Source organism: Agrococcus sp. GW821-FHT14H11 (genome assembly GCF_058803545.1).
Map to the genome: position 1 here is coordinate 266,299 of NZ_JBXAPA010000003.1, position 24,522 is coordinate 290,820.

Here is a 24,522-nt window from a genome sequence, read left to right on the forward strand (position 1 = left end):
TGCGCCTCAAGCGGGGAGCAGCGGGATGAGCAGGCGGAAGTCGGGCTCCTCGACGATCGCCGAGGCCTGCGCGCGCACGGCGGGCTTCGCGCAGAAGGCGACCGAGACGCCCGCGGCACCCATCATCAGCAGGTCGTTCGCGCCGTCGCCGACGGCCATCGTGCGCTCGCGCGGCACGCCGTAGTTGAGGCGCAGCGACTCGAGCGTGTCGCGCTTGGCGGCGCCGTCGATGACGGGGCCGCTCGAGCGGCCGGTCAGGAGCCCGTCGCGCACCTCGAGCCGGTTGGCGCGCGCGTGGTCGATGCCCAGGTCGGCGGCGATCGGGTCGAGCACCTCGTGGAAGCCGCCCGAGACCGCCGCGACGATGCCGCCGCGCTCGTGGACGGCGGCGATGAGCTCGGGCACGCCGTCGGTGACGGTGACCTGGGCGCGCGCCTCGTCGACGACCGACGCGGGCAGGCCGCGGAGGATGCTGAGGCGCTCGGCGAGCGAGGCGGCGAAGTCGAGCTCGCCGAGCATCGCGCGCTCGGTGACCTCGGCGACGTGGCGCTCGGCGGCCGGTCCGACGGCGCGCGCGAGCAGCTCGATCACCTCATCGCGGATGAGGGTCGAATCGACATCGGTGACGACGAGCAGCTGCGCCCCGGTCACTGATGGATCTTCTGGCCCTTGGGCACCGTGACGATGCCGGAGGCGGAGACCGAGAAGCCGCGGGCGCGGTCTGCGTCGTGGTCGACGCCCACCTGCACGCCCGGGCCGATCTCGACCTCCTTGTCGATGATCGCGCGGCGCACGACGGCGCCGGCGCCCACGCGCACCTGGTCGAACAGGATCGCGTCGGAGACGGTCGCGCCGGCGTCGACGACGCACCAGGGGGAGACGACGCTGCGCACGATCGACGCGCCCTGCACGACGGATCCCGCACCGACGATCGCCTCGTTGACGTCGGCGGCGCGACCCCACGCATCCCGCGTGAACTTCGCCGGCGGCGCGTTGACCGTCTGCGTGTAGATGGGCCACTCGCGGTTGTAGAGGTTGAAGATCGGCAGCGCCGAGATGAGGTCCATGTGCGCGTCGAAGAACGACTCGATCGTGCCGACGTCGCGCCAGTAGTACTTGTCGCGCTCGGTCGCGCCCGGCACGGTGTTGTTCTTCAGGTCGTACATGGCGGCCTCGCCGCGCTCGACGAACCAGGGCACGATGTCGCCGCCCATGTCGTGGTTCGAGCCCTCGAGCTCGTTGTCGGCCGTGACGGCCTCGACGAGGGCGTCGGCGTCGAAGACGTAGTTGCCCATCGAGGCGAGCACCTCGCCGGGGGCGACGACGAGGCCGGATGCGTCGGCGGGCTTCTCGTGGAAGGCGCGGATGATGCCGGGCCGGTCGGCGTCCTCCTCGATGACGCCGAACTGGTTGGCGAGCTCGAGCGGCTGGCGGATGCCGGCGACGGTGGCGCGCGCGCCGGAGGCGATGTGCGCGTCGATCATGTCGCGGAAGTCCATGCGGTAGACGTGATCGGCGCCGACCACGACGACGATGTCAGGCTTCTCGTCGGCGATGAGGTTGAGCGACTGGAAGATCGCGTCGGCGGAGCCGGCGAACCAGTGCTTGCCGGTGCGCTGCTGGGCGGGCACCGAGGTGACGTAGGAGTTCAGCATCGACGACATGCGCCACACCTGTGATACGTGGCGGTCGAGCGAGTGCGACTTGTACTGCGTCAGCACGACGATCTGCCGCAGGCTCGAGTTGATGAGGTTCGAGATCGCGAAGTCGATCAGGCGGTACGCGCCGCCGAACGGGACGGCGGGCTTGGCGCGGTCCGCCGTCAGCGGCATCAGCCGCTTCCCTTCGCCGCCGGCGAGCACGATCCCGAAGACCTTCTTGTCCATGTCGTCACCCTATGCGCCCGCCCTGGTCGCCACCAGGGAGCGCGCCGCCGCACGGGGGCGCTCGCGTACTGTGATGCCATGCGCGTCGACCTGGTCACCAAGGAGTACCCGCCGGCCATCTACGGAGGCGCCGGCGTGCACGTCACCGAGCTCGTGAAGGCGCTGCGGCGCTCGATCGAGGTGCAGGTGCGCTGCTTCGGGCAGCCGCGCGACGAGGCGGACACGACCGCCTACGACGTGCCGGCCGAGCTCGCCGACGCCAACGGGGCGCTGCAGACGCTCGCGGTCGACCTGCAGATCGCGGACGCGGTCGCCGGCTCCGACATCGTGCACTCGCACACCTGGTACGCGAACGAGGCGGGCAGGCTCGCGCAGGAGCTGCACGGGATCCCGCACGTGGTGAGCGCGCACTCGCTCGAGCCGCTGCGGCCGTGGAAGGCCGAGCAGCTCGGCGGCGGCTACCGCATCTCGAGCGACATCGAGCGCCGCGCGTACGAGGCGGCCGACCGCGTGATCGCGGTGTCGAACGGCATGCGCGCCGACATCCTGCGCTCCTACCCCGCGCTCGACCCGGAGAAGGTCGTCACGATCTACAACGGCATCGACCTCGACGGCTGGGCGCCGAACGTCGATCCCGACCGCGCCCGCGAGCTGGGCCTCGACCCGGACCGGCCCTCGGTCGTCTTCGTCGGGCGCATCACGCGGCAGAAGGGGCTGCCGCACCTGCTGCGCGCCGCCGCGGCGCTGCCGGAGGACGTGCAGCTGATCCTGTGCGCCGGCGCGCCCGACACGCCCGAGATCATGGCCGAGGTGAAGGGCCTGGTGCAGGAGCTGCAGCAGACCCGCGAGGGCGTCGTGTGGATCGACGAGGTGCTGCCGCGCGACGACCTGCGGGTGCTGCTCACGCACGCGACGACCTTCGTCTGCCCGAGTGTCTACGAGCCGCTCGGCATCGTGAACCTCGAGGCGATGGCGTGCGGCGCACCCGTCGTCGGGTCGGCGACCGGCGGCATCCCCGAGGTCATCGACGACGGCGTCACCGGCTTCCTCGTGCCGATCGACCAGGTGCAGGACGGCACCGGCACGCCCACGGATCCCGATCGCTACGTCGCCGACCTGGCGGACGCGCTCACCCGCATGGTCGCCGACCCCGAGGCCGCGCGCCGCATGGGCGAGGCGGGCCGCCGGCGCGCCGCCGAGCACTTCGACTGGGGGCGCATCGCCGAGCAGACGCGCGAGGTCTACGCGGCGGTGATCGCCGAGCGCGCTCGGTAGGCTCGCTCCCATGGCCAGCGTCCTCGAGCTCCACGACGTCTCGTTCGTCCGTGGCGGCAACCGCATCCTCGATCAGCTCTCCTGGACGGTCGACGAGGCCGACCGCTGGGTGATCCTGGGGCCCAACGGCGCGGGCAAGTCGACGATCCTGCAGATCGCGGCCGCCACGGCGCATCCGACCTCCGGCACGGCGCACGTGCTGGGGGAGCGGGTCGGCGGCGTCGACGTCTTCGAGCTGCGCACCCGCATCGGGCTCGCAGCCACGGGGCTCGCGCGACAGATCCCCGCGACCGAGCGCGTCGGCGACGTCGTGCTCACGGCCGCCTACGCGGTGACGGGCCGCTGGCGCGAGCGCTACGAGTCGTTCGACCTCGAGCGAGCGGCCGAGGTGATGGACGCGTGGGACCTCACGGGCCTCTCGACCCGCACCTTCGGCACGCTCTCCGACGGCGAGCGCAAGCGCGTGCAGATCGCGCGAGCGGTGATGACCGACCCCGAGCTCATGCTGCTCGACGAGCCGGCGGGCAGCCTCGACCTCGGTGCGCGCGAGTCGCTGCTGCAGTCGCTCGAGGAGTACGCGTCGAGCCCGCTCGCGCCCGCGATCATCATGGTGACGCACCACGTCGAGGAGATCCCGCCGGGCTTCACGCACGGCATGCTGCTGCGCGAGGGCCGCGTCGTCGCGGCCGGGCCGCTCGAGGACGTGCTGACGGATGCGCACCTCACCGAGACCTTCGGGCTGCCGCTCGAGATCGCCCACGAGGGTGGCCGGTGGGCCGCTCGCGCGACGCGCTGAGGCTCGCCCGCACCCCGACCACCTGATATACTCGTCAGTCGGCCCGCACGTTGGCCGAAGGACTTTCCGCGCTCGAGCGACACCAAGGACGACCATGAAGACCGAGATCCACCCCGACTACCAGCCGATCGTGTTCCGCGACCTCGCCTCGGGCGAGACGTTCCTCACGCGCTCGACGATCACCAGCGACAAGACGATCGAGCTGGACGGTGAGACGTACCCCGTCATCGACGTCGAGATCTCGAGCGCCTCGCACCCGTTCTACACGGGCAAGCAGCGCATCATGGACTCCGCCGGCCGCGTCGAGAAGTTCAAGAACCGCTACAAGGGCTTCGGCGGCTGATCGCATCAGCGACATCTCTGGCGCGCAGCGCCTGACACGCAGGGCGACGGGCTTCGGCTCGTCGCCCTTCGTCATGCCAGCGGACGGCTCCAGCCGTCAAGACACGCGCGGCGGAGCGAGGCCGCGCTCCCAGCGCATGCCTGTCGACTGCCCGCGCACGTAGCGCAGCAGCTCCGGATCCGGCTCGACCCGCGCGCTCCACCAGTCGTCCGGCGGCGGTGCCGGCTCGCCGGGCGGCGCTGCGGCCCGCAGGTCGGCGAACGTCGGTCCGACGGGCACGGGCTCGTCGACGAGCGTCGCGCCGAGCGGTGTCGTCCACTCGATGACGCCGTGGCCGAGCTGGCGCATGCGCCAGCCGGAGGCGTGCTTCAGCACGTGGTCTCCGCGGCACAGCGTGGCCAGGTTGTCGAGGCTCGTGGCGCCGCCCCTGGCCCAGTCGAGGGTGTGGTCGAGGTCGGCGCGCATGCCGGCGGCCGCGCAGAGCGGGAATCGGCAGCCGCCGTCGCGCGCGAGCAGCCACCTCCGCTGCGCGGCGCTCGGGCGGTAGGTGTCGACCGTGCTGGCCACGCCCGTGACCGGGTCGGTGAACAGGCGCTCCCAGGCGCTCGCGCCGCCGGCGAGCCACCGGGCGGTGGCGCGGTCGACGAGGATCCGCCCGTCGAGCGCCGCCGGGAAGGGCAGGTGCGGCGCGCCCTCGTCGCGCAGCAGCTCGGTGGCCGGGATCGTGATCGCGACGTGGGCGCGCAGCGGCGAGACGCCGTGCGCGTCGTCGGGGACGACGCCCACGAGCAGCACCTCGCACAGCGCGTCGGCCCGGAACTGGTCGGCGGTGCGCGGGTCGTCCTTCGGCTTGCCGCGCGCCGCCTGGGTGAGGCGGTCGAGGATGCCCGCGCCGAGCGCGGCGGGGATGTGCGCGACGAGGTCGCACATGCCGTCGCCGCGGTCGTGGAGCTCGACCGCCCGCCGCTCGCGCGCGACGTCGTGCCGCTGCTGGAGGGGCGCCGTCAGCACCCGCTGCACCGCGCGCTTCGCGCGAGCGCGGAGCCGACCGGGAGTCGTGGTCTCGGCGATGCGCACGAGCTCGGCCTCGACCGCCTCGCGCTCGTGGGGCTCGATCGCGGGGTCGAGCCGCACCGCGCGCGTCTCGGCCTCGATCACGCGCAGGTGGCCGACGGTGATGCGACCTGCGGCGGCGGACTCGTGCGCCGCCGGCAGCTCGCGCACGAGCTGCCAGGCCTCGGTCATGCGGCGCTCGAGCCCGCGGTGCGACACGCGCAGCTCGACCGCCGCGAGCGAGGCGAGCTCGCGGATCGCGACACCCGAGTCGCGCCCGTCGTCGAGCGCGCGCTGCAGGTGCTGGGCCATGAGCGCCCGGCGCTCGCCCTCGATGCGCGCCGACTGCTGCTCGAGTGCCCGCATGCGGCCCGCGAACTCGGCGTCGAGGCGCAGCTGCTGCTCGGCCGCGCCCTCGACCACCGTCGTCATGGGCGGCAGCGGCGAGCCGGAGCGCGCGAGCTCGTCGACCTCGGCATCGGAGAGCGCGAGGAGCCGCTCCCGCCACTCGCGGTCGAAGGCCTCCAGCGATGCCTCGAGCTCGAGCGCCGTCGCGCCCTGCGGGTCGATGGCGCCCGCGCGCACGGCGGCGATGTACTCCTCCGCGTCGATGCCGAAGCCCTCCATGCAGCAAGACAACACCCGGCCACTGACATGGTCGCTCGACACCGCGGCTGCTACGCCCTGCGCTCCGCGCGCGTCTTCGCGTACATCAGCATGTCGCGACGCTCGTCGCCGACGCGCTCCCACGAGCGGAGCAGGCCCTCGCGCTCGTAGCCCGCGCGCTCAGCGGTGCGCCAGGACCCGATGTTCGCGGGCTCGATGTACAGCTGCAGGCGCTCCACCGCAGGCAGCTCGAACGCCCGGTCCGTGAGCGTGCGCAGCGCGTCGGCCGCGTGACCGCGATGGCGGCGGCTCGGCCTGATCCAATAGCCGATGCTCGCGCGGCCGTGGTCGAGGTCGCGGGGCCACAGCCCGATCTGGCCGACGCACTCACCGTGCGCCGCGATCGCGAAGGACCAGCCGGTCGCCGTCGCGGCGCGCTCGTGCTGGCGGGCGATGAAGGCCGCTGCACCGTCGGGATCCGCGTACGCCGGCACGGTCGTGATCCGCGGGATCAGGGGGTCGAGCGATGCATCGAGCACGGCATCGATGTCGCCATGCTCGAACGGGCGGAGCACGACCGCGTCGCCGGCGAGTACCGGCACGATGAGCGGCGCGACCGGCAGCGGCCTCTCAGCCTCTCGCACCGGCTCAGGACCGCAGCGGCCAGCCGCGCCCGGCGCTGAAGGAGGGGTCGGTGCGGCGGCGGTACTCCTCGAAGCCCGCGGCCTGCTCGTCGGCCCAGCCGGCCGTCAGCTCGTGCAGCGAGATCGGGTCGATGCGCAGCTCGGGGAACCGCATCGCCATCGCCTGCGCGATGCGGCCGGCGGCGATCGCGTCGGCGCTCGCGTCGTGCGCGTCGAGCAGCTCGACGCCGTACACCTCGCTCGCGACGGTGAGCGTCCGCTTGCCGCGGCGGAACCGGTCGAGCTGCTTGTCGAGCACCATCGGGTCGATCACCGGCATCGCGGCGAGCGGCTCGTGGCCGTGCCGGCGGCACTCGGCGTCGAGCAGCGAGATGTCGTAGGCGGCGTTGAACGCGCACACCGCGAGCCCCTGCGCCCAGTAGCCGGCCAGCACGTCGCGGATCTCGCAGACCGCCACCGCCGCCTGGGCGCCCTCGGCGCGGGCGCGCTCGGTGGTGATGCCGTGCACGGCGACCGATCCCTCGGGGATCTCGATGCCGGGGTCGACGATCCAGGAGCGCTCCTCGACGACCGCGCCCGACGCATCCAGTACGCCGACGTACGCGGTGACGATGCGCGCCTCGGACGGGTCGACGCCGGTCGTCTCGAGGTCGAAGACCACCAGTCGGTCGATCCAGCGGTCGGGTGCGTGGGGGCTCACGGCGAGGATCGGGCGGTGGAGGTGCGGCGCAGCCGCGACCGGCTGCCCGGCCGACGCCGCGACCGGCTCGGCCGTCGCCCGCTCGACCGGGAGGGGGAGCTGCTGCACGTTCGTTCCGACCATGCGCCCACGGTAGCCGCGGCCGCCCACACCCGCCGGTAGGCTCGGCGGGTGCCGATCGAGTCCCCGTACGCCGCGCTGCTCGATGCGCTGCCGCAGCGCCGGTACGACGCGGTGGTCGACGGCACGCGCACCGCGGTCTTCGAGTACGGCGACCCCGCCGCCCCGCCGCTCGTGCTGGTGCATGGGTTCCGGGGCGACCACCACGGGCTCGAGCCGATCGTCGCCCACCTGCCGGGCATGCGCACGATCGTGCCCGACCTGCCCGGGTTCGGGGAGTCGGATGCGCTCCCGCACGCCACGATCGACGCGTACGCCGCGTGGCTGCGTGCGCTCGTCGCCGTCGTGGCGCCCGGCGCCGCGGTGCTCGGCCACTCCTTCGGCTCCATCGTCGTCGCGCACGCCGCGGCCGGCGGCATCGAGGCCCCGCGCATCGTGCTCGTCAACCCGATCGCGACGCCTGCGCTCGAGGGCGGCGACCGGCTCGGGTCGCTCCTCGCCCTCGGCTACTACCGCGCCGCCGCGGCGCTCCCCGAGCGCGCGGGGCTCGCGCTGCTCGGTGCGCCGCCGATCGTGCGCGGCATGAGCGCCTTCATGGCGAAGACGCGCGACCGCCGGCTGAAGCGCTGGATCCACGACCAGCACGACCGCTACTTCTCGCGCTACGCCTCGCGCCGCTCGGTGCTCGAGGCCTTCGACGCCTCGATCCGCCACACGGTCGGCGAGGTCGCGCACCGCATCGCGCAGCCGGTGCAGCTGATCGCCGCCGACCGCGACGACATCACCCCCATCGCCGAGCAGCACCGACTCCGCACCCGCTTCCGCGACGCGCGGCTGTCGGTGCTGCACGGCGTCGGCCACCTCGTGCACTACGAGCAGCCCCGCGAGGCCGCCGCGATCATCCGCCGCTTCCTCGCCGAGGCGCGGTAGCCGCGTGCGCATCCTCTTCGACTGCCGCTACGTGCGCCTCGAGCACCACGACGGCATCTCCCGCTACTCGGCCGAGCTCGTGCGCGAGCTCGCGCGCGACCACGACGTGACGATGCTCGTGAGCGACGAGCGCCAGCTGCGCATGCTGCCGGCGCTGCCGCACCTGCTGGGGCCGTCGCCGGCCGGCGTGCTCGAGCCGCTCACCGCCTGGCGGCTGCGGCGCGTGCCCGCCGACATCGCCTTCTCGCCCATGCAGACGATCGGCTCGCTCGGGCGGGCCTGGCCGCTCGTGACGACCGTGCACGACCTCATCTACTACCGCCACCGCACGCCGCCGCGCGACCAGTCGCCGCTCGTGCGGGGGCTGTGGCGGCTCTACCACCTGTCGTTCGCGCCGCAGCGGATGCTGCTGAACGCCGTCGACGGCGTCGTCACGATCTCCGAGACGACCCGCCGGCTGCTCGAGCGCCACCGCCTCACGCGGCGGCCCGTCGCGGTGGTCGGCAACGCGCCCTCGTCGCTCGGGGCGCCCGTCGCGCACGAGCAGCCGCCCACGCGGCGGCTCGTCTACATGGGCTCGTTCATGCCCTACAAGGACGTCGAGACGCTCGTGCGGGCGGCCGCGCTGCTGCCCGGGCACGAGCTGCACCTGTGCAGCCGCGTCGACCCCGCCACCCGCGCGCGCCTGACCGCGCTCGCGCCCGGCGCATCCCTCGTCTTCCACGACGGCATCTCGGACGCCGACTACGCCGACCTGCTGCGCAGCGCCACCGCCTTCGTGCACGCGTCCCGCGACGAGGGCTTCGGCATCCCGGTGCTCGAGGCGATGAGCCTCGGCGTGCCCGCGGTGATCGCCGACACCGAGATCTTCCGCGAGATCGGCGGCGACGCCGCGCGCTTCTTCCCGGTCGGGGACGCGGATGCGCTCGCCCGCGCCGTGCGGGCGCTCGAGGGGGAGTGGGCGGCCGTCTCGCGCGCCTCGCTCGCCCAGGCGGCGAAGCACACCTGGCGCGAGTCGGCGGTGCGGCTGGGCGCGTTCCTGGAGCGGATCGCGGCCGAGGCGAGGCGTTAAAAAGGTGCGATGAGGGCGTCGGCGATCGCCGACAGCGTCTCGCTCGTGCCGCCCTCGACGCGCACCGCCGAGCGCGCGTCCCAGCGCGTCTCGCCGCGGTTCACGATCACGATCGGCACGTCGGCGCGGCGGGCGACCTCGAGCAGCCGCGTGCCGGAGTTCACCACGAGCGACGAGCCGGCGACGAGCACCGCGTCGCCCGCGGCGATGATGTCGCGCGCCTCGGCGAACACCTGCGGCGGCACGGTCTCGCCGAAGAAGACGACGTCGGGCTTCAGCATGCCGCCGCACACGGGGCACGACGGCACCTCGAACTCCTGCGACGCGTCGATCTCGACGTCGCCGTCGGGCTGCAGCCGCACCTGCTCGGGCATCGCGATCCAGGGGTTGAGCCGCTCGATCTCGTCGGCGATGCGGTGCCGGTCGAAGGTGCGCCCGCAGCGCAGGCACGACACGGTGTGCAGCCGCCCGTGCACGTGCGTGACGTTGGCCGAGCCGGCCCGCTCGTGCAGGTCGTCGACGTTCTGGGTGGCGATGCCGGTGATGAGGCCCGCCTCCTCCATGTGCGCGAGCGCCCGGTGGCCGTCGTTCGGGTGCACCGACGCGAAGCTGCGCCAGCCCAGGTGGCTGCCGGCCCAGTAGCGCCGGCGGGCGTCCTCGCTGCTCAGGAAGGTGTCGAACACCATCGGCGTGCGGCGCGGAGCGCCCTCGCCCCGGTAGTCGGGGATGCCGGAGTCGGTCGAGATGCCCGCGCCCGTGAGCACCGCGATGCGGCGGCCGCGGAGCAGGTCGATGGCGGTGTCGAGCACGGTCCCCACCGTAGTCGCCGGTAGGCTTGGCGACCGGCGGAGGAGGTCGGCGGCACATGCAGGTCATCGCGATCGACTCCCTCGACGACCCCCGCCTGCACGACTACGTGGGGCTCACCGACGTCGCGCTCCGTCGCCGCACGGAGCCCGAGCGGGGCCTCTACATCGCCGAGTCGCAGACCGTGCTCGCCCGCGCGCTCCGCGCCGGCCACGAGCCGCGCTCGGTGCTCGTCGCGCCCCGTTGGCTTCCGGAGGTCGAGGAGCTCGTCGCCGACCGCGACGTGCCGGTGTTCGTCGGCGAGGAGCCCGTGCTCGAGCGGCTCACCGGGTTCCACCTGCACCGCGGCGCGCTCGCCGCCATGCAGCGGCCCGTGCTGCCGGATGCGTCGGCGCTGCTCGCGAGCGCACGTCGCGTCGTCGTGCTCGACGGGCTCGTCGACCACACGAACGTGGGCGCCGCGTTCCGCTCCGTCGCCGGCATCGGTGCCGACGCGGTGCTCGTCACCGGCACGTGCGCCGACCCGCTGTACCGCCGCAGCGTGCGCGTCTCGATGGGCACGGTGCTCCAGGTGCCATGGACCCGCATCGACGCGCTCGAGACCGCGATGCCGGTCTTCCGCGATGCCGGCTTCGAGGTGGTCGCGATGGCGCTCGCCGACGACGCGGTCGACCTCGCCGAGTACGCGCTCGCACCCGCCGACCGGGTCGCGCTCGTCTTCGGCTCCGAGGGGCCGGGCCTGTCGCGGCGCGCGATCGCCGCCGCCGACCGGGTCGTGCGCATCCCGATGCACCACGGCGTCGACTCGCTCAACGTCGCGGCCTCCGCGGCGGTGGCGATGTGGGCGCTGCGATGACGCACCGCGCGGTCACCGCCGCCTCCCAACGGGCCAGCCGGCCGCATCCGCTCGTCGTGCTCGTGCGCGCGCTCGTCGTCGCGCTGCTGGCGGCGGCCGCGATCCTCGGCGTCGCGCTCGCCTTCGCGCCGCCGCCCGCCGTCGCCGCGACGCCCGTGCCGATCGAGGCCGCGGAGCCCGGCGCCGCGTCGGTCGCGTGGCCCGAGACGGCGCGAGCCGCCGGCTACGCCGTCGTCGGCGTCGACGGCGCCGCCGAGGCGTGGGGCAGCGACCAGGCGCACCCGATGGCGAGCATCACGAAGCTCGTCACCGTGCTCGTCGTGCTCGACGCGCACCCGATCGAGGGCGACGACCGCGGCGCCGAGATCACGCTCGGCCGGCCCGACCTCGTCGCGCTCGGCGAGGCGCTCGCCGACAACGCGCCCATCGCGCCCGTCTACGACGGCATGGTCGTCACGCAGCGCGACCTCATGGAGTGGGCGCTCGTCGACTCCGCCGGCAACGCCGCGTGGTCGCTCGCGAACTGGGGCTTCGGCTCGATCGACGCGTTCCTCGATGCGTCGGCCGCGTGGGCCGAGCGGCACGGGCTCGAGCAGACGTCGCTCGCCGATCCCATCGGGCTCTCCGCCCGGAGCGTCTCGAGCGCCGCCGACCTCACCCGCATCGGGCTGCTCGCCGTCGCCGACCCGGTCGTGCTCGCCACGCTGCAGCTCGAGGAGGTGGCGATCCCGGGCATCGGCATCGCGCCGAGCACCAACCGCATCCTCGGCGAGGGCTTCGTCGACGGCGGCAAGACCGGCACCCTCAAGGTCTGGGGGCGCAACCTCTTCGTCACGGCCGAGCGCGTCGTCGACGGCGAGCCGCGCCGCATCGTCGCGGTCGTGATGGGCACGATCGCCGCTGACGAGACCGACGAGGCGATGCTCACCCTGCTCGACAGCCTCTGGGACGACTTCCAGCGGCGCACGATCGTGCCCGCCGGCACCGTCGTCGCCGAGTTCCGGGCGCCGTGGGGCGCGACCACGACCGCGTCGACCCTCAGCGACCTCGACGCCGACGTCTTCGGCGCGCAGCAGCCGACCGCGACCGCCGAGGCGGGCGCGGTCGAGCCGGGCGCCCCGCGCTCAGAGGTGGGGCAGGCGTCGCTCACCGACCACGACGGCGAGACGTCGAGCACGCCGGTGCGGGCCGACGGCATGCTCGCCGCACCCGACCTCGCGTGGCGCCTCACGCATCCGGTCGACGTCGTGGGCTGGTACTTCGACTGAGCCGGCCGTCGTCCCGGCGACGCATCGCCTCAGCCGTCGATCGGCTCGGCCGGCCGCACCGGCCCCGGCACCGGCCGCTTCGGCAGGATCGCGTCGCCCGACGACTGCCCGCGCAGCCGCCGCACGACCCACGGCGCGAGGTGCTCGCGCGCCCAGTGCAGGTCGTCGAGGCGCATGCGCTGCCAGTTGCGCGCCGGCAGCGGCTCGGGCTCCGTGGCGGTGAGGTCGTGGTGCACGCCGAGCGCGTCGAGCACGAGCATCGCGATCGCGTGGTGGCCGTAGGGGGAGAAGTGGAGCCGGTCGGGCGCCCACATCTGCGGCTGCTGCAGGTGCCGGGCCGACCACATGTCGGCGACGATCGCGCCGTGCTTCGCGGCGACGCCGAAGAGGTTGGCGTTGTAGATGCCGACCTTGCCGCGGATGGAGCGCAGCACGGGCGTCATCGCGATGTCGGGGCCGTTGAAGAGCACGACCTCGGCGCCGGTCGCGCGCAGGCGCCCCACGACCTCGTCGAGCCGGGCTGCGAGCAGGTCGGGGTCGCCGCCGGGCCGGATGAGGTCGTTGCCGCCGGCCGAGATGGTGACGAGGTCGGGCTCGAGCGCGATGGCGGGCTCGAGCTGCTCGTCGACGATCTGCCCGAGCAGCCGCCCGCGGATCGCGAGGTTGGCGTAGGCGAAGTCGGGGCGGGTGCGCGCGAGCTCCTCGGCGACGCGGTCCGCCCAGCCGCGCACGCCGTTGGGCAGGTCGGGCTCCTCGTCGCCGACGCCCTCCGTGAAGCTGTCGCCGAGGGCGACGTAGCGGGTGTACGGATGCTCCATGCCGGCGTGCTGCATGCCTCCCATCCTGCCTGCTCCCGCCGCTCGCCGCAGGCCGCGTGGGCGGCGCGTGGGACGATGGGGGAGTGAGCAAGCAGGACGGCTCGAACCGCCTCGTGTCGGGGCCCGAGGTCGACGACACGACCGCGACGATCCTCCACGTCGACCTCGACGCGTTCTTCGCCTCCGCGTCGCTGCTCGCCCGCCCCGACCTCGTCGGCCTCCCGGTGGTGATCGGCCACGACTCGAGCCGCTCCGTCGTCACGGCCGCGACCTACGAGGCCCGCAGGTACGGCGTGCACTCGGCGATGCCGATGGCCCGCGCCCGCCAGCTGTGCCCGCGCGCGATCATCCTCGAGCCCGACTTCCGGCTGTACCAGCGCCTCTCGAGCCAGGTGATGGGCATCCTCGACGACGTCTCTCCCGAGGTCGAGCGGCTCGGCATCGACGAGGCGTTCGTCGGCATCGCGGGCCTGCGGCGGCTCTCCGGCGGTGCGAACCGCATCGGCGCCGCGCTGCGCGAGCGCGTGCGCGCCGAGACCGGCCTCGTCGCCTCCGTCGGCGCCGCGGGCACGAAGCACATCGCCAAGCTCGCCTCCTCGCGCGCCAAGCCCGACGGGCTGCTCGTCGTGCCCGACGACGCCGTGCTCGGCTTCCTGCACCCGCAGCCCGTGTCGGCGCTGTGGGGCGTCGGACCGAAGCAGCAGGAGCGGCTCGCCCGCTACGGACTGCACACGGTCGGCGACGTCGCGGCGACGCCGCTCGAGCGGCTCATGGCCTGGTTCGGCGAGGCGACCGGCAGGCACCTGCACGACCTCGCCTGGGCGCGCGATCCGCGAGAGGTGCGCGAGCGCCCGCACGAGAAGACCTTCGGGCACAACCACACGTTCTCGCACGACGTGACCGCGCAGGCCGAGCTCCAGGGCGAGATCCTGCGGCTCGCGACCGGCGTCGGCCGGCGGCTGCGCGACGCCGGCGTGCAGGCGCGCACCGTGACGCTCACGGTGCGCTTCCACGACTTCCGCACCATCACGCGCTCCCGCACGCTGCCCGAGCCGACGGATGTGACGCGCGTGCTGGTCGAGACGGCGTGGTCGTTGCTCGACGCGCTCGGCGGGCTGCCGCCCGTGCGGCTCCTCGGCGTGCGCGCGAGCTCGGTGCAGGACGCCGCCGACCACGGCCTCCTGTGGGACGACACGGCCACGTGGGGGAGCGCGGAGCGCGCGATGGACGCCGTGCACGATCGCTTCGGCGCAGCGGCGGTCGCCCCGGCGAGCATGCTGCGGCGCGAGCGCAAGCGCGACGACACCGGGCCCTCCGGCGGCGACTAGCGCCGCCGGGCGGCGTGGCTCAGCGGCGGCCGAGCCACCGCTCGAGCGGGATCGACCCCGACTGGTTGGGCGTGAGCGCCCAGACCACGAGGTACAGGCCCCAGCCGAGCACCGGCAGCGCGAACAGCACGAGCATGACGAGCCGGACGATCCAGACGTTGACGCGCAGCTGCGCGGCGATGCCGCCGCAGATGCCGGCGAGGAGGCGGGAGGGGCCGCGGCGGAAGCCGGTCCTGCGGATGGAGTCGAAGACGGATGCCATGGGAGCACCGTAGCCCGGCCGCCTGGGCGGCACCATGGCCCGCATCCGCGCGCGCATCCGCCGGCAGGAACGGGCAGAGGCCCGGAGCGATGAGCTCCGGGCCTCTGTCTGTGCGCGAGGGGGGACTTGAACCCCCACGCCCTAATACGGGCACTAGCACCTCAAGCTAGCGCGTCTGCCATTTCCGCCACCCGCGCAAGGTGTCGGACCACTTGGTGGACCGAGAGATGACTCTAGCACGGCCCAGCGGGCAGGGATGACCGACGGCGGCGGCTAGCCTTGGCTGGTGACCGACCAGACGACCCGCACCGTGCAGCTCGCGAGGGACCTCATCCGCTTCGACACCCAGAACTGGGGCGGCGGCCGCTCGTCCGGAGAGGCGGATGCGGCGGCGTACGTCACCGACGTGCTCGCGTCGATGGGCGTGGCGAGCGAGACCTTCGAGGCAGCCCCCGGCCGCGCCACCGTGATCGCCCGCATCGAGGGCAGCGACCCCTCGCTGCCGCTGCTCGTGGTGCACGGGCACCTCGACGTCGTGCCCGCGGACGCCGCCGAGTGGAGCGTCGACCCGTTCGCGGGCGAGATCCGCGACGGGCTGCTCTGGGGCCGCGGCGCCGTCGACATGAAGCAGATGGACGCGATGATCCTCGCGGCCGTGGAGCGCATCCTCGCCTCGGGCCGGCGCCCGCGCCGGGGCCTCGTGCTCGCGTTCTTCGCCGACGAGGAGGCCGGCGGCATCTTCGGGTCGCAGTGGATGGTGCGCAACCACCCCGAGGTCTTCGCCGGCGCCACGGAGGCGATCAGCGAGGTCGGCGGCTACTCGGTCGAGATCGCCGGGCAGCGCGCGTACCTGCTGCAGACGGGCGAGAAGGCGCTGCAGTGGATCCTGCTGCGGGCGCGCGGCACCGCGGCGCACGGCTCGCAGCACATGCGCGACAACGCCGTCACGAAGCTCGCCGCCGCGGTGGCCGCGGTCGGCGCCCACGAGTTCCCGGTCGAGCTCACCGACACGACGCGCGAGCTCATCGCCCGCATCGCCGAGCTGCTCGGCACTCCGGCCGACGACCCCGACGCGGTCGCCGAGCGCACCGGCACGATCTCGCGCTTCCTGCGGTCGAGCCTGCGCCACACCGCCAACCCGACGATGCTCGACGCGGGCTACAAGCACAACGTGATCCCCTCGGTCGCCGAGGCGCGCATCGACGTGCGGCCGCTGCCCGGCCGCGAGCGAGAGGCGATCGACGCGATCCAGGCGCTCGTCGGCGACGAGATCGAGATCGAGCTCGTGCACGGCGACGTCGGCATCGAGCACCCCTTCGGCGGCGCGCTCGTCGAGGCGATGACGGCGAGCCTCGGCCGCCACGACCCCGACGCCCCGGTGCTGCCGTACATGCTCTCGGGCGGCACCGACAACAAGGCGCTCTCGGAGCTCGGCATCGCCGGCTACGGCTTCGCGCCGCTGCGGCTCACCCCGGAGCTCGACTTCGCCGCCATGTTCCACGGCGTCGACGAGCGCGTGCCGCTCGACGCCCTCGACTTCGGCACCGACGTGCTCGAAGACCTGCTGCTGACCTACTGAGGACCATGGACTGGCTGATCGCGATCCTGCTCGGCGCCCTCCAGGGGGCGACCGAGTTCCTGCCCATCTCCTCGAGCGCGCACCTGCGCATCGCCGGGCTGTTCCTGCCCAGCGCCGAGGATCCGGGCGCCACCTTCACCGCCATCACGCAGATCGGCACCGAGCTCGCCGTGGTGATCTTCTTCTGGCGCGACATCTCCCGCATCATCGGGAAGTGGTTCGGCTCCTTCTCCGGCCGCGTGCCGAAGGACGACCCCGACGTGAAGATGGGCTGGCTCGTCATCATCGGCACCGTGCCGATCGTGGTCGCCGGCGTGCTGTTCCAGGACCTCATCCGCGACCAGTGGCGCTCGCTCTGGATCACCGCGACGGTGCTCATCGTCTTCGGCGTGATCCTGGGCCTGTGCGACATGCTCGGCAAGCGGGTGAAGACGCTCGAGACCACCACCTACCGCGACGGGCTCCTCATCGGGCTCGCGCAGGTGCTCGCGCTCATCCCCGGCGTCTCGCGCTCGGGCGCGACGACGAGCATGGGCCGCGCCCTCGGCTACGAGCGGCCGGCCGCGGCGAAGTACGCGTTCTTCCTCGCGGTGCCCGCCGTCTTCGGCGCCGGCATCTACGAGACGATGCAGGCGGTCTCGGAGCCGTCGTCGGTCGGGCTCGGCTGGGGACCGACGATCGCCGCGACCGTCGTCGCGTTCGTCGTCGGCATCGCGGTGATCAAGCTGCTCATGGACTGGATCTCGCGCCGCTCGTTCCTGCCGTTCGTCGTCTACCGCATCGCGCTCGGCACCGTGCTGCTCGTCGCGCTCGCCGCCGGCTGGATCGAGGCCGGCTGATGCGCTCCTGGCAGCGCCCCGGCGTCCCCGACCTCGACCGCCTCGGCCACGGCGCGGGCGAGCGGCCGAGCGTGCACGACGTGCGCCGCGACGGCCGGGCCATCGTGCCCGCCGGCCCCGTCGCATCCATGTACACGTGCGGCATCACGCCGTACGACGCCACGCACCTCGGCCACGCCTTCACCTACCTCGCGTTCGACACGCTCACGCGCGTCTGGCTCGACGCCGGGCTCGACGTGCGCACCGCGATGAACTCGACCGACGTCGACGACCCGCTGCTCGAGCGGGCCGCGCGCGACGGGGTCGACTGGCGCGAGCTCGCCGAGCGCCAGCAGCAGCTCTTCCGCGACGACATGGAGGCGCTGCGCATCCTGCCGCCCGACTCGTGGGTCGCCGTGACCGAGCGCATCCAGCCCATCGCCGACGCGGTGCGGCGGATGCTCGACACCGGCGACGCCTACGCGCTGCCGGCGGTCGGCGAGGACGGCACGCCGCTGGGGGAGGACGTGCTGTTCGACACCACGCGGCAGCGGCAGTTCCCGATGGGCTTCGGCAGCCGCACGGGCGCCGACGAGATGCTCGAGCTCACCCGCGAGTTCGGCGGCGACCCGGATCGGCCGGGCAAGCGCTCGCCGCTCGACCCGCTGCTGTGGCGCGCCGAGCGGCCGGGGGAGCCCGCGTGGGACTCCGTCCTCGGCCGCGGCCGCCCCGGCTGGCACGTCGAGTGCACGGTGATCGCGATGCAGGAGCTCCACACGCCCTTCACCGTCGCCGCCGGCGGGCGCGACCTGCGCTTCCCGCACCAGGAGATGCAGGGGCACCACGCGCTCGCGCTCGGCGCCCGCATGTTCAGCGACGTGCGGCTGAACGCCGGGCTCGTCGCCTACGAGGGCGAGAAGATGTCGAAGTCGCTCGGCAACCTCGTGCTCGTCTCGCGGCTGCTGCAGCAGGGCGCGCGGCCCGCAGCGGTGCGGCTCGCGCTCCTCGCGCACCACTGGCGCGAGGACTGGGAGTGGACCGACGACCAGCTCGAGGCCGCAGAGCAGCGGCTCGACCGCTGGCTCGAGTGGTCGACGACGCCCGACGACGACCCGTCGCTCGCCGAGAGCGTCGTGCCGTGGCTGCGCGTGACGCTGCACGACGACCTCAGCACCCCCGCGGCGCTCCAGGCGGTCGACGCGTTCATCCAGCGCGCCCCGGCCGACGAGGGCAGCCTCGCGGCGATCGACGCGCTGCTCGGCATCGACCTCAGGTCGGTCGCGCGCCGCTGACGCCTAGACCGGCGGCGCGTCGTCGCCGCGGTCGGGCTCGTCGCCCGACGCGGGGCCGCGCGGGTCGGGACGCGGCCTGCCGTTCTGGTCGCGCAGGAAGCGCTCGAACTCGTGCGCGATCGCCTCCCCGGAGGCCTCCGGGCTCTCGACCGCGTCGCGCTGCTCCTCGAGCTTGCCGATGTAGGCGCGCATGTCGTCGTCGCGCTCGGTGAGCTCGTCGATGCCGCGCTCCCACTCGCCCGACTGCTCGGGCAGGTCGCCGAGCGGCACCGTGACGTCGACCATCTCGGAGAGCCGGTCGAGCAGCGCGATCACGGCCTTCGGCGCCGGCGCGTTGTGCACGTAGTGGGGCACCGACGCCCAGAGCGACGCGGTCTGGATGCCGGCGTCCTGGGCGGCGAGCGAGAGCACCGTCATGATGCCCGTGGGGCCCTCGTACTCGCTCTGCAGCACGCCGAGCCGCTGCTGCAGCTCGCGGCTGTCGCTCGTGATCGACGTCGCGATCGGGCGCGTGTGCGGCACGTCGGCGAGCATCGCGCCGACGAAGACGATCGCGTCGACCTCGCAGCCGCGCGCGATCTCGAGGAACTCTGCGGCGTAGGCGGCCCAGTTGCGGCTCGGCTCCGCGCCGACGACGGCGAAGAGCTCGCCCTCGTTGCCGGTCGAGACGTCGAGCCCGGCGTCGGCGGCGAGCGGCTCGCGCGTCGAGGGGCGCGTCGGCGCGTAGGCGACCGTCGCGGGCCACTGGAGCGCCCGCGCGCCGTCCTCGAGCGTGCGGACGACGGGCCGGTGCATCGCGAAGTCGACGTACTCGTCGGGCTCGATCTCGTCGAACGCCTCGAGCTCGCAGGCCTCGATGAGCCGGCGCACGGCGCCGCTCGCCGCATCGCCGGCGTCGGTCCAGCCCTCGAAGGCGACGACCATGATGCGTCCCTCGATCGGTCCTCGCGCCACGACGGGCACCTCCTCATGTCGAACGCCCACTCTACGTCCCATCCCGGGTCGGGGCGGAGGCGGGCCGGACGGGCCGGTGCCGTCGCGTCGGTAGGCTTGCGCGATGACCGCCCCCACCTCCCGGCTCGACGCCGTCCTGTTCGACATGGACGGCACCCTCATCGACACGGAGCCCGTCTGGATGGCCTCGGAGGCCCGGCTCGCGGCCGACCACGGCATCGCCTGGACGGCTGCGGATGCGGAGGCCCTCGTGGGCGTCGACCTCTGGGACGGAGCGCGCACGTTCATCGAGCGCGGCGTGCCGATGAGCGCCGACGCGATCGTCGATCGGCTCGTCGGTGAGGTGCTGTCGGGGCTCGGCGACGACCTGCCGATGCGGCCCGGCGCCCTCGAGCTGCTGCGCCAGCTGCGCGAGCACGAGGTGCCCGTCGCGCTCGTCACGATGTCGACCCGCCGCATCGTCGACCGCGTCGACGCCGCGCTCACGGCGCGGCTCGGCGCATCCCCGTTCGACGTGACCGTCGCCGGCGACGAGTGCGAGCGCGGCAAGCCGCACCCCGACCCCTACCTCCTCGGGGCGAGGCTGCTGGGCGTCGAGCCCGACGGCTCCGTCGCCATCGAGGACTCCATCACCGGCGCCGCGAGCGCCCTCGCCGCGGGCATGACCACGATCGGCGTGCCGCACGCGGTCGACGTCTCGCAGGTGCCCGGCATCGTCCACTGGCCGACGCTCGAGGGGCGCAGCCCCGCCGACGTGGCGGCCGCGATCAGGAAGGCCCGCGCATGATGGGCAGGACCGGCCCCTTCCAGTGGGGCGACGTGGTGCAGCTGACCGGCCCGAAGCAGCGCATGCACACCATCGTGCTCACCGAGGGCGCCTCCTTCGGCACCCAGCACGGCGCGCTCCCGCACGCCGACCTCATCGGCGTCGACGACGGCTCGCTCGTGCACGTGGGGGATGCGCCGCACCTCGCGATCCGCCCGCTGCTCCACGACTACGTCATGTCGATGCCGCGCGGCGCCGCGATCATCTACCCGAAGGACGCCGCGCACATCGTCGGCTTCGCCGACATCCACCCCGACCTCACCGTCGTCGAGGCGGGCGTGGGCTCGGGCGCGCTGTCGCTGTGGCTGCTGCGCGCGCTGCACGGCACGGGCCGCCTCGTCTCGTTCGAGCGGCGCGAGGAGTTCCGCGCGGTCGCCGAGGCGAACGTGACGGGCTTCTTCGGCGAGCGGCCCGCCAACTGGCAGACGGTGCTCGGCGACCTCGCCGAGGAGCTGCCCGAGCACGTCGCCGACGGCGAGGCCGACCGCGTGCTGCTCGACATGCTCGCGCCGTGGGAGTGCGTCGACGCGACCGCGCGGGCGCTGCGCCCCGGCGGACTCGTGCTCTGCTACGTCGCGACCGTCACGCAGCTGAGCCGCACCGTCGAGGCGATCCGCGCCGACGGCCGCTTCACGGCGCCGCGCTCGAGCGAGACCCTCGTGCGCGGCTGGCACGTCGAGGGGCTCGCCGTGCGGCCCGACCACCGCATGGTCGCGCACACCGGCTTCCTCATGACCGCGCGGCGCGTGGCCGACGGCGTCGACCTGCCGTCGTTCCGGCGCCGCCCCGCGAAGGCCGACTTCGCCGACGCCGACATCGAGGCCTGGACCCCGGGCGCGGTCGGCGACCGCACCCCGAGCGACAAGCGGATGCGCCGCGCGGTGCGGGATGCACGGCGCCAGGCGGAGGCCATCACCGGCGGTGCCGCGGATGGCGGCGCGGGCCCGGAGCCCGACGCCCCGCAGGTAGACTGACCGCGTCTCCCCGACCCTGAAAGGCCTCGCCGTGCGCACACGCCCCCTCTCGATCGCCGCGCTGCTCGTCGCAGCCGCGGGCCTCACCGCGTGCCAGGCGCCCGCGGGCAGCGTCGACGGCTGCTCGCCGCTGCTGCAGCCGGGGGATGCGTCCGACCAGGTGAGCGTCGTCATGGCCGAGGGCGCGCCCGAGGTCGACTTCGAGGTGCCGCTCGTGACCGAGGGCAACCAGGCCCGCCTGCAGGGCGGCGAGGGCGACCGGGCCCGCGAGGGCGACATCGTCGACGCCGACTACGTCGTGTACTCGGGCAAGACCGGCGACCTCATCTCCACCTCCTACGACGACGCGAGCCAGCAGATGGCCCCCGCGAACTCGCTGCGCCTCACCGCGGGGGGCGAGTCTGTGCTCGCCGACGCCGTCACGTGCGCCGCCCCCGGCACGCAGGTGACGCTCACGACGACGGTCGCCGACCTCTTCGGACCGGACGCCGCCTCCGCCCAGCTCGACATCACGCCCGCCGACACCGCCGTCGTCGTGCTCGGCGTGCAGGACCTGCACCCCGGCCGCGCCGAGGGCAACGCGCGCCCCGGCCAGCAGGGCATGCCCGCGATCGCGCTCGCCCCGAACGGCCAGCCCGGCGTCACCTTCCCCGGCAGCCCGGCCCCTGAGGGCCTGACCGTGATGCAGAGCATCGCCGGCACCGGCGAGGAGGTCGCCGAGGGCGACACGCTGCTGCTGCACTACACCGGCATCATCTGGGAGACCGAGGAGGTCTTCGACTCCTCGTGGGACAAGGGCACGCCGGCCGAGTTCGTGATCGCCGACGGCAGCCTCATCCCCGGCTTCGTCGACGCGGTCGTGGGCCAGCCCATCGGCAGCCAGGTCGTCGTCTCGATCCCGCAGGAGCTCGGCTACGCCGACCCTGCGACGCGCCCCGCCTCGATCGGGGAGGGCGAGCACCTGCTGTTCGTCATCGACATCCTCGACCGCGTCGAGCCCGCCCAGGGCTGACGCGGGCAGCGGGGGCGGGCCGATGCAGAGGATCGAGGCGGAGGAGCGCCAGTTCTCGCTCCTGCTCGCGCTCGTCGACACGCGCACCGGCTTCACGAAGCAGGAGCTCTTCTCCCGCGTCGCCGGCTACCAGGGCCAGAGCGCCGGCCAGGCGCTCGAGCGGATGTTCGAGCGCGACAAGGACGCCCTGCGCGAGCACGGCATCGTCATCGACGTCGTGCAGCCCCCGGGCGACGACAGCAACCACGAGGCCCGCTACCGGGTGCTCGACGGCGTGCTGGGCGACCCGGCCGAGCTGCAGTTCGACGCCGAGGAGCGCGAGCTGCTCGACCTCGCGCTGCGCATCTGGCACGAGGGCGGCCTCACCGAGGAGGCGCAGCGCGCAGCCCTGAAGCTGCGCGCCGACCCGGAGTTCCGGGGCGGGCTGCCGCTCGAGCGCACCCCCGGCCGCACCGACGAGCCCGAGGCGGGCGCCGCATCCGTCCTGCAGCCGCGCCAGCGGCCGCGCGAGAGCGCCTTCCAGGCCCTCAAGCGCGCCGCCGACCGTGGCCGCGAGGTGGTCTTCGACTACTTGAAGCCCGGCGACCGCTCGCCCCGCACGCGCACGGTGCAGCCGTGGGCGACGGTGCTCTTCCGGGGGCGGTGGATGCTCGTCGGCCACGACCTCGGCGCCGAGGACGCCCGCACGTTCCTCATGCAGCGCATCGTCTCGCCCGTGCACGACCGCGCCGCGAGGCAGCCCTTCGAGGCGCCGGCGGATGCCGCGGCCGCGGCGCTCGAGAAGCTCGAGGAGATCTGGCAGGGCGCCACGGTCGCGGTGCGCGCCGTGCCCGGCAGCGACGCCGACATCCGGCTGCGCCACCGGCCCGGCACTGCCGAGGAGGACGGCCTGCTCGTGATCCACCACGCCGACCGCCACCTCATCGCCGACGAGCTCGCCGGCTTCGGCGCCGACGTCGCGGTCGTCCGGCCGGACGAGCTGCGCGACCTCGTGCGCGAGCGCCTCGAGCGCATCCGCGACGCCCATGCGCCCGCATCCGCCCCCGCCTCCGGGGCGCAGGCATGAGCGCCGCGCGCGTCGAGCGCGGCATCGGCCTGCTGCTGTCGCTCATCCAGTACGTCTCGGCCTCGGGCTCGGCGACCGTGGCGGAGGCCGCGGCGCACTTCGGCGTCGACGAGGAGCGGATCCGCGAGGCGGTGCAGCGCGTGTTCATGGCGGGCGTGCCCGACGGCGCCGGCGACTTCATCCGCTTCGACATCGACTTCGACGCGCTCGAGGAGCAGGACGTCATCTCGGTGACGATGCGCCCGGCCTTCGAGGACGAGACGGTGCGCCTGTCGCCCCGCGAGGCGAGCGCCCTCATCGCCGGCCTCACCCTCGTCGCCGGCTACACCGACGCCTCCCCGGAGCGCGTGGAGGCGCTGCGCGCCAAGCTGCGCCGCGCCGCGTCGCGAGGCGCCGACACGGTCGCGGTCGACGCGCTCGGCGCGCCGCGGCTCGCGCAGCAGGTGCGCGACGCCATCCGCCGCCGCCAGGTGCTCGAGCTCGACTACCGCAAGCCCGACGAGGGCTCCTCACGCCGCCGCGTGGCGCCGACCCGCCTCGAGCTGCGCGAGGGGCAGGTCTACGTCGAGGGCGTCGACCTCGACCGCGAGGCGATGCGCACGTTCCGCCTCGACCGCATCGAGCGGCTCGAGCCGGCCGACGACGCATGGCCGGATGCGCTGCCCGCGCACGAGCGCCACGTCACGGGCACGGCGCAGGTCGTCGCCACGCGCGCGGCCGCGGCCATGCTCGCCGACTACGCCGCCTCCGCCCCGGTCTCGATCGACGGGGAGCGCGTGCGGCTCGACATCGAGGTGTGGAGCGAGGCGAGCGTGCTGCGCGCGGTGGCGGCGTGCGGCGGCGACGCCGAGATCGTCGCGCCGCCGAGCCTGCGCGGCGCGATGCACCGGTTCGCCGAGGCGGCGCTCGGCGCCGCCGCCGACGCCGCCGACGGCCGCTAGACTGGAGTCCGACGGAAGGGGACGCCATGCCATTGGGGAACGCGTTCAACGGCTGGCACCTGCTCATCATCCTGATCGTGGTGCTGCTGGTGTGGGGATCCACGAAGCTGCCCGCGCTCGCCGAGAGCCTCGGCAAGTCGGCGAAGATCCTGAAGAAGGAGATGCGCTCCGACGACGAGGCGCGGCCCGGCACCCCCGGTCCCACCGGCACCGGCACGCCCTCCGGCCCCCCGACCGGCACCGACCGCTCCACCTCGGCACCGGGCAGCGACTCGACGAGCGACCAGCGCTAGCCG

The 24,522-nt window shown here is 74.0% G+C and carries 26 protein-coding genes and 1 tRNA gene; 17 read left to right on the plus strand and 10 right to left on the minus strand.

From position 1 onward, the window contains the following. Positions 1-6 precede the first annotated feature (6 nt). Together serB and glgC are read right to left on the minus strand one after the other, a co-directional pair. Positions 7-651, minus strand: coding sequence for a phosphoserine phosphatase SerB (serB, locus tag AC1RNL_RS05200; protein ID WP_492934623.1), 645 nt, complete (start codon positions 649-651; stop codon positions 7-9). After that, on the minus strand, positions 648-1,886 hold the full coding sequence (gene glgC, locus AC1RNL_RS05205) for a glucose-1-phosphate adenylyltransferase (RefSeq protein ID WP_246990975.1): 1,239 nt from the start codon (positions 1,884-1,886) through the stop codon (positions 648-650). The genes serB and glgC overlap by 4 nt, the downstream gene beginning before the upstream one ends. Positions 1,887-1,964: 78 nt before the next feature. Between glgC and glgA the strand changes: the two genes are divergently transcribed. The 3 genes from glgA to AC1RNL_RS05220 all read left to right on the plus strand — a co-directional run bounded on the left by glgA (position 1,965) and on the right by AC1RNL_RS05220 (position 4,300). Further along, the gene (gene glgA, locus AC1RNL_RS05210; RefSeq protein ID WP_492934624.1) at positions 1,965-3,161 is read left to right on the plus strand and encodes a glycogen synthase; all 1,197 of its coding nucleotides are present in this window, start codon (positions 1,965-1,967) and stop codon (positions 3,159-3,161) included. Between the two features lie 10 nt (positions 3,162-3,171). Continuing rightward, positions 3,172-3,957, plus strand: a complete 786-nt coding sequence (locus AC1RNL_RS05215; protein ID WP_128190199.1) for an ABC transporter ATP-binding protein — start codon at positions 3,172-3,174, stop codon at positions 3,955-3,957. Between the two features lie 94 nt (positions 3,958-4,051). Then, on the plus strand, positions 4,052-4,300 hold the full coding sequence (locus AC1RNL_RS05220) for a type B 50S ribosomal protein L31 (RefSeq protein ID WP_128190198.1): 249 nt from the start codon (positions 4,052-4,054) through the stop codon (positions 4,298-4,300). A gap of 96 nt (positions 4,301-4,396) precedes the next feature. Here the strand turns inward: AC1RNL_RS05220 and AC1RNL_RS05225 are convergent, their stop codons facing one another. The 3 genes from AC1RNL_RS05225 to AC1RNL_RS05235 are packed head-to-tail and all read right to left on the minus strand — an operon-like array spanning position 4,397 to position 7,426. Further along, positions 4,397-5,980 carry an HNH endonuclease signature motif containing protein gene (locus tag AC1RNL_RS05225; RefSeq protein ID WP_492934625.1) on the minus strand — a complete coding sequence of 528 codons (1,584 nt, stop codon included), beginning with the start codon at positions 5,978-5,980 and terminating at the stop codon, positions 4,397-4,399. Between the two features lie 50 nt (positions 5,981-6,030). After that, entirely contained in the window at positions 6,031-6,603 is a 573-nt protein-coding gene (locus AC1RNL_RS05230) for a GNAT family N-acetyltransferase (RefSeq protein WP_492934626.1), read from the minus strand. 4 nt (positions 6,604-6,607) lie between these two features. After that, on the minus strand, positions 6,608-7,426 hold the full coding sequence (locus AC1RNL_RS05235; RefSeq protein WP_492934627.1) for a 3'-5' exonuclease: 819 nt from the start codon (positions 7,424-7,426) through the stop codon (positions 6,608-6,610). Between the two features lie 48 nt (positions 7,427-7,474). Here AC1RNL_RS05235 and AC1RNL_RS05240 point away from each other — a divergent pair, with 48 nt between their 5' ends. Together AC1RNL_RS05240 and AC1RNL_RS05245 are read left to right on the plus strand one after the other, a co-directional pair. After that, positions 7,475-8,353, plus strand: coding sequence for an alpha/beta fold hydrolase (locus AC1RNL_RS05240; RefSeq protein ID WP_492934628.1), 879 nt, complete (start codon positions 7,475-7,477; stop codon positions 8,351-8,353). Between the two features lie 4 nt (positions 8,354-8,357). Continuing rightward, positions 8,358-9,425, plus strand: coding sequence for a glycosyltransferase family 4 protein (locus AC1RNL_RS05245; RefSeq protein ID WP_492934629.1), 1,068 nt, complete (start codon positions 8,358-8,360; stop codon positions 9,423-9,425). Here the strand turns inward: AC1RNL_RS05245 and AC1RNL_RS05250 are convergent. Next, positions 9,422-10,234 (minus strand): Sir2 family NAD-dependent protein deacetylase, encoded by an 813-nt coding sequence (locus AC1RNL_RS05250; protein WP_225792721.1) that lies wholly within the window; start codon positions 10,232-10,234, stop codon positions 9,422-9,424. The two genes, AC1RNL_RS05245 and AC1RNL_RS05250, sit on opposite strands and share 4 nt — an antisense overlap. 56 nt (positions 10,235-10,290) lie before the next feature. On the opposite strand from AC1RNL_RS05250, the gene AC1RNL_RS05255 reads away from it, so the two are divergent. Together AC1RNL_RS05255 and AC1RNL_RS05260 are read left to right on the plus strand one after the other, a co-directional pair. Further along, positions 10,291-11,088 (plus strand): TrmH family RNA methyltransferase, encoded by a 798-nt coding sequence (locus AC1RNL_RS05255; RefSeq protein ID WP_492934630.1) that lies wholly within the window; start codon positions 10,291-10,293, stop codon positions 11,086-11,088. After that, positions 11,085-12,356 carry a D-alanyl-D-alanine carboxypeptidase family protein gene (locus AC1RNL_RS05260; protein ID WP_128190557.1) on the plus strand — a complete coding sequence of 424 codons (1,272 nt, stop codon included), beginning with the start codon at positions 11,085-11,087 and terminating at the stop codon, positions 12,354-12,356. The genes AC1RNL_RS05255 and AC1RNL_RS05260 overlap by 4 nt, the downstream gene beginning before the upstream one ends. A gap of 29 nt (positions 12,357-12,385) precedes the next feature. On the opposite strand, the gene AC1RNL_RS05265 is transcribed toward AC1RNL_RS05260, so the two are convergent. After that, entirely contained in the window at positions 12,386-13,189 is an 804-nt protein-coding gene (locus tag AC1RNL_RS05265; RefSeq protein WP_492934631.1) for an SGNH/GDSL hydrolase family protein, read from the minus strand. Positions 13,190-13,257: 68 nt separating this feature from the next. Here AC1RNL_RS05265 and dinB point away from each other — a divergent pair, with 68 nt between their 5' ends. After that, positions 13,258-14,502, plus strand: coding sequence for a DNA polymerase IV (gene dinB / locus AC1RNL_RS05270; protein ID WP_128189381.1), 1,245 nt, complete (start codon positions 13,258-13,260; stop codon positions 14,500-14,502). Between the two features lie 19 nt (positions 14,503-14,521). Here dinB and AC1RNL_RS05275 read toward each other — a convergent pair whose 3' ends face one another. Both AC1RNL_RS05275 and AC1RNL_RS05280 read right to left on the minus strand, forming a co-directional pair. Further along, positions 14,522-14,764 (minus strand): PspC domain-containing protein, encoded by a 243-nt coding sequence (locus AC1RNL_RS05275; protein ID WP_246990964.1) that lies wholly within the window; start codon positions 14,762-14,764, stop codon positions 14,522-14,524. A 111-nt stretch (positions 14,765-14,875) separates the two neighbouring features. Then, positions 14,876-14,961, minus strand: a tRNA-Leu gene (locus AC1RNL_RS05280). An 89-nt stretch (positions 14,962-15,050) separates the two neighbouring features. On the opposite strand from AC1RNL_RS05280, the gene AC1RNL_RS05285 reads away from it, so the two are divergent. From AC1RNL_RS05285 to AC1RNL_RS05295, 3 genes are read left to right on the plus strand one after another with little or no spacing between them, the layout of a single operon-like run. After that, positions 15,051-16,343: a M20/M25/M40 family metallo-hydrolase gene (locus tag AC1RNL_RS05285; RefSeq protein WP_128189378.1), complete on the plus strand. Its 1,293-nt coding sequence runs from the start codon at positions 15,051-15,053 to the stop codon at positions 16,341-16,343. 5 nt (positions 16,344-16,348) lie between these two features. Beyond that, the gene (gene uppP, locus AC1RNL_RS05290; RefSeq protein WP_128189376.1) at positions 16,349-17,182 is read left to right on the plus strand and encodes an undecaprenyl-diphosphatase UppP; all 834 of its coding nucleotides are present in this window, start codon (positions 16,349-16,351) and stop codon (positions 17,180-17,182) included. Then, positions 17,182-18,453 (plus strand): cysteine--1-D-myo-inosityl 2-amino-2-deoxy-alpha-D-glucopyranoside ligase, encoded by a 1,272-nt coding sequence (locus AC1RNL_RS05295; RefSeq protein WP_492934632.1) that lies wholly within the window; start codon positions 17,182-17,184, stop codon positions 18,451-18,453. Before uppP ends, AC1RNL_RS05295 begins: the two co-directional genes overlap by 1 nt. Positions 18,454-18,456: 3 nt before the next feature. On the opposite strand, the gene AC1RNL_RS05300 is transcribed toward AC1RNL_RS05295, so the two are convergent. Further along, positions 18,457-19,407, minus strand: a complete 951-nt coding sequence (locus AC1RNL_RS05300) for a PAC2 family protein (protein ID WP_225792719.1) — start codon at positions 19,405-19,407, stop codon at positions 18,457-18,459. 103 nt (positions 19,408-19,510) lie between these two features. On the opposite strand from AC1RNL_RS05300, the gene AC1RNL_RS05305 reads away from it, so the two are divergent. From AC1RNL_RS05305 to AC1RNL_RS05330, 6 genes are read left to right on the plus strand one after another with little or no spacing between them, the layout of a single operon-like run. After that, a complete protein-coding gene (locus tag AC1RNL_RS05305) occupies positions 19,511-20,194 on the plus strand; it encodes an HAD family hydrolase (protein WP_128189372.1) in 684 nt (227 codons plus the stop codon). After that, the gene (locus AC1RNL_RS05310) at positions 20,191-21,207 is read left to right on the plus strand and encodes a tRNA (adenine-N1)-methyltransferase (protein WP_492934633.1); all 1,017 of its coding nucleotides are present in this window, start codon (positions 20,191-20,193) and stop codon (positions 21,205-21,207) included. The genes AC1RNL_RS05305 and AC1RNL_RS05310 overlap by 4 nt, the downstream gene beginning before the upstream one ends. 31 nt (positions 21,208-21,238) lie before the next feature. Continuing rightward, the gene (locus AC1RNL_RS05315; RefSeq protein ID WP_400530227.1) at positions 21,239-22,219 is read left to right on the plus strand and encodes an FKBP-type peptidyl-prolyl cis-trans isomerase; all 981 of its coding nucleotides are present in this window, start codon (positions 21,239-21,241) and stop codon (positions 22,217-22,219) included. Between the two features lie 22 nt (positions 22,220-22,241). Further along, on the plus strand, positions 22,242-23,285 hold the full coding sequence (locus AC1RNL_RS05320) for a helix-turn-helix transcriptional regulator (RefSeq protein WP_492934634.1): 1,044 nt from the start codon (positions 22,242-22,244) through the stop codon (positions 23,283-23,285). Beyond that, a complete protein-coding gene (locus AC1RNL_RS05325) occupies positions 23,282-24,226 on the plus strand; it encodes a helix-turn-helix transcriptional regulator (protein ID WP_492934635.1) in 945 nt (314 codons plus the stop codon). Before AC1RNL_RS05320 ends, AC1RNL_RS05325 begins: the two co-directional genes overlap by 4 nt. Positions 24,227-24,252: 26 nt before the next feature. Next, positions 24,253-24,519 (plus strand): twin-arginine translocase TatA/TatE family subunit, encoded by a 267-nt coding sequence (locus AC1RNL_RS05330; protein ID WP_492934636.1) that lies wholly within the window; start codon positions 24,253-24,255, stop codon positions 24,517-24,519. Positions 24,520-24,522: the final 3 nt, after the last annotated feature.

What these genes read in the sequence shown, in the direction of transcription:
- glgC (WP_246990975.1), bottom strand. Translation starts at nt 1,886, where the DNA reads ATGGACAAGAAGGTCTTCGGGATCGTGCTCGCCGGCGGCGAAGGGAAG.
- glgA (WP_492934624.1), top strand. Translation starts at nt 1,965, where the DNA reads ATGCGCGTCGACCTGGTCACCAAGGAGTACCCGCCGGCCATCTACGGA.
- AC1RNL_RS05215 (WP_128190199.1), top strand. Translation starts at nt 3,172, where the DNA reads ATGGCCAGCGTCCTCGAGCTCCACGACGTCTCGTTCGTCCGTGGCGGC.
- AC1RNL_RS05220 (WP_128190198.1), top strand. Translation starts at nt 4,052, where the DNA reads ATGAAGACCGAGATCCACCCCGACTACCAGCCGATCGTGTTCCGCGAC.
- AC1RNL_RS05225 (WP_492934625.1), bottom strand. Translation starts at nt 5,980, where the DNA reads ATGGAGGGCTTCGGCATCGACGCGGAGGAGTACATCGCCGCCGTGCGC.
- AC1RNL_RS05235 (WP_492934627.1), bottom strand. Translation starts at nt 7,426, where the DNA reads ATGGTCGGAACGAACGTGCAGCAGCTCCCCCTCCCGGTCGAGCGGGCG.
- AC1RNL_RS05255 (WP_492934630.1), top strand. Translation starts at nt 10,291, where the DNA reads ATGCAGGTCATCGCGATCGACTCCCTCGACGACCCCCGCCTGCACGAC.
- AC1RNL_RS05260 (WP_128190557.1), top strand. Translation starts at nt 11,085, where the DNA reads ATGACGCACCGCGCGGTCACCGCCGCCTCCCAACGGGCCAGCCGGCCG.
- AC1RNL_RS05265 (WP_492934631.1), bottom strand. Translation starts at nt 13,189, where the DNA reads ATGCAGCACGCCGGCATGGAGCATCCGTACACCCGCTACGTCGCCCTC.
- AC1RNL_RS05275 (WP_246990964.1), bottom strand. Translation starts at nt 14,764, where the DNA reads ATGGCATCCGTCTTCGACTCCATCCGCAGGACCGGCTTCCGCCGCGGC.
- uppP (WP_128189376.1), top strand. Translation starts at nt 16,349, where the DNA reads ATGGACTGGCTGATCGCGATCCTGCTCGGCGCCCTCCAGGGGGCGACC.
- AC1RNL_RS05295 (WP_492934632.1), top strand. Translation starts at nt 17,182, where the DNA reads ATGCGCTCCTGGCAGCGCCCCGGCGTCCCCGACCTCGACCGCCTCGGC.
- AC1RNL_RS05305 (WP_128189372.1), top strand. Translation starts at nt 19,511, where the DNA reads ATGACCGCCCCCACCTCCCGGCTCGACGCCGTCCTGTTCGACATGGAC.
- AC1RNL_RS05310 (WP_492934633.1), top strand. Translation starts at nt 20,191, where the DNA reads ATGATGGGCAGGACCGGCCCCTTCCAGTGGGGCGACGTGGTGCAGCTG.
- AC1RNL_RS05320 (WP_492934634.1), top strand. Translation starts at nt 22,242, where the DNA reads ATGCAGAGGATCGAGGCGGAGGAGCGCCAGTTCTCGCTCCTGCTCGCG.
- AC1RNL_RS05325 (WP_492934635.1), top strand. Translation starts at nt 23,282, where the DNA reads ATGAGCGCCGCGCGCGTCGAGCGCGGCATCGGCCTGCTGCTGTCGCTC.
- AC1RNL_RS05330 (WP_492934636.1), top strand. Translation starts at nt 24,253, where the DNA reads ATGCCATTGGGGAACGCGTTCAACGGCTGGCACCTGCTCATCATCCTG.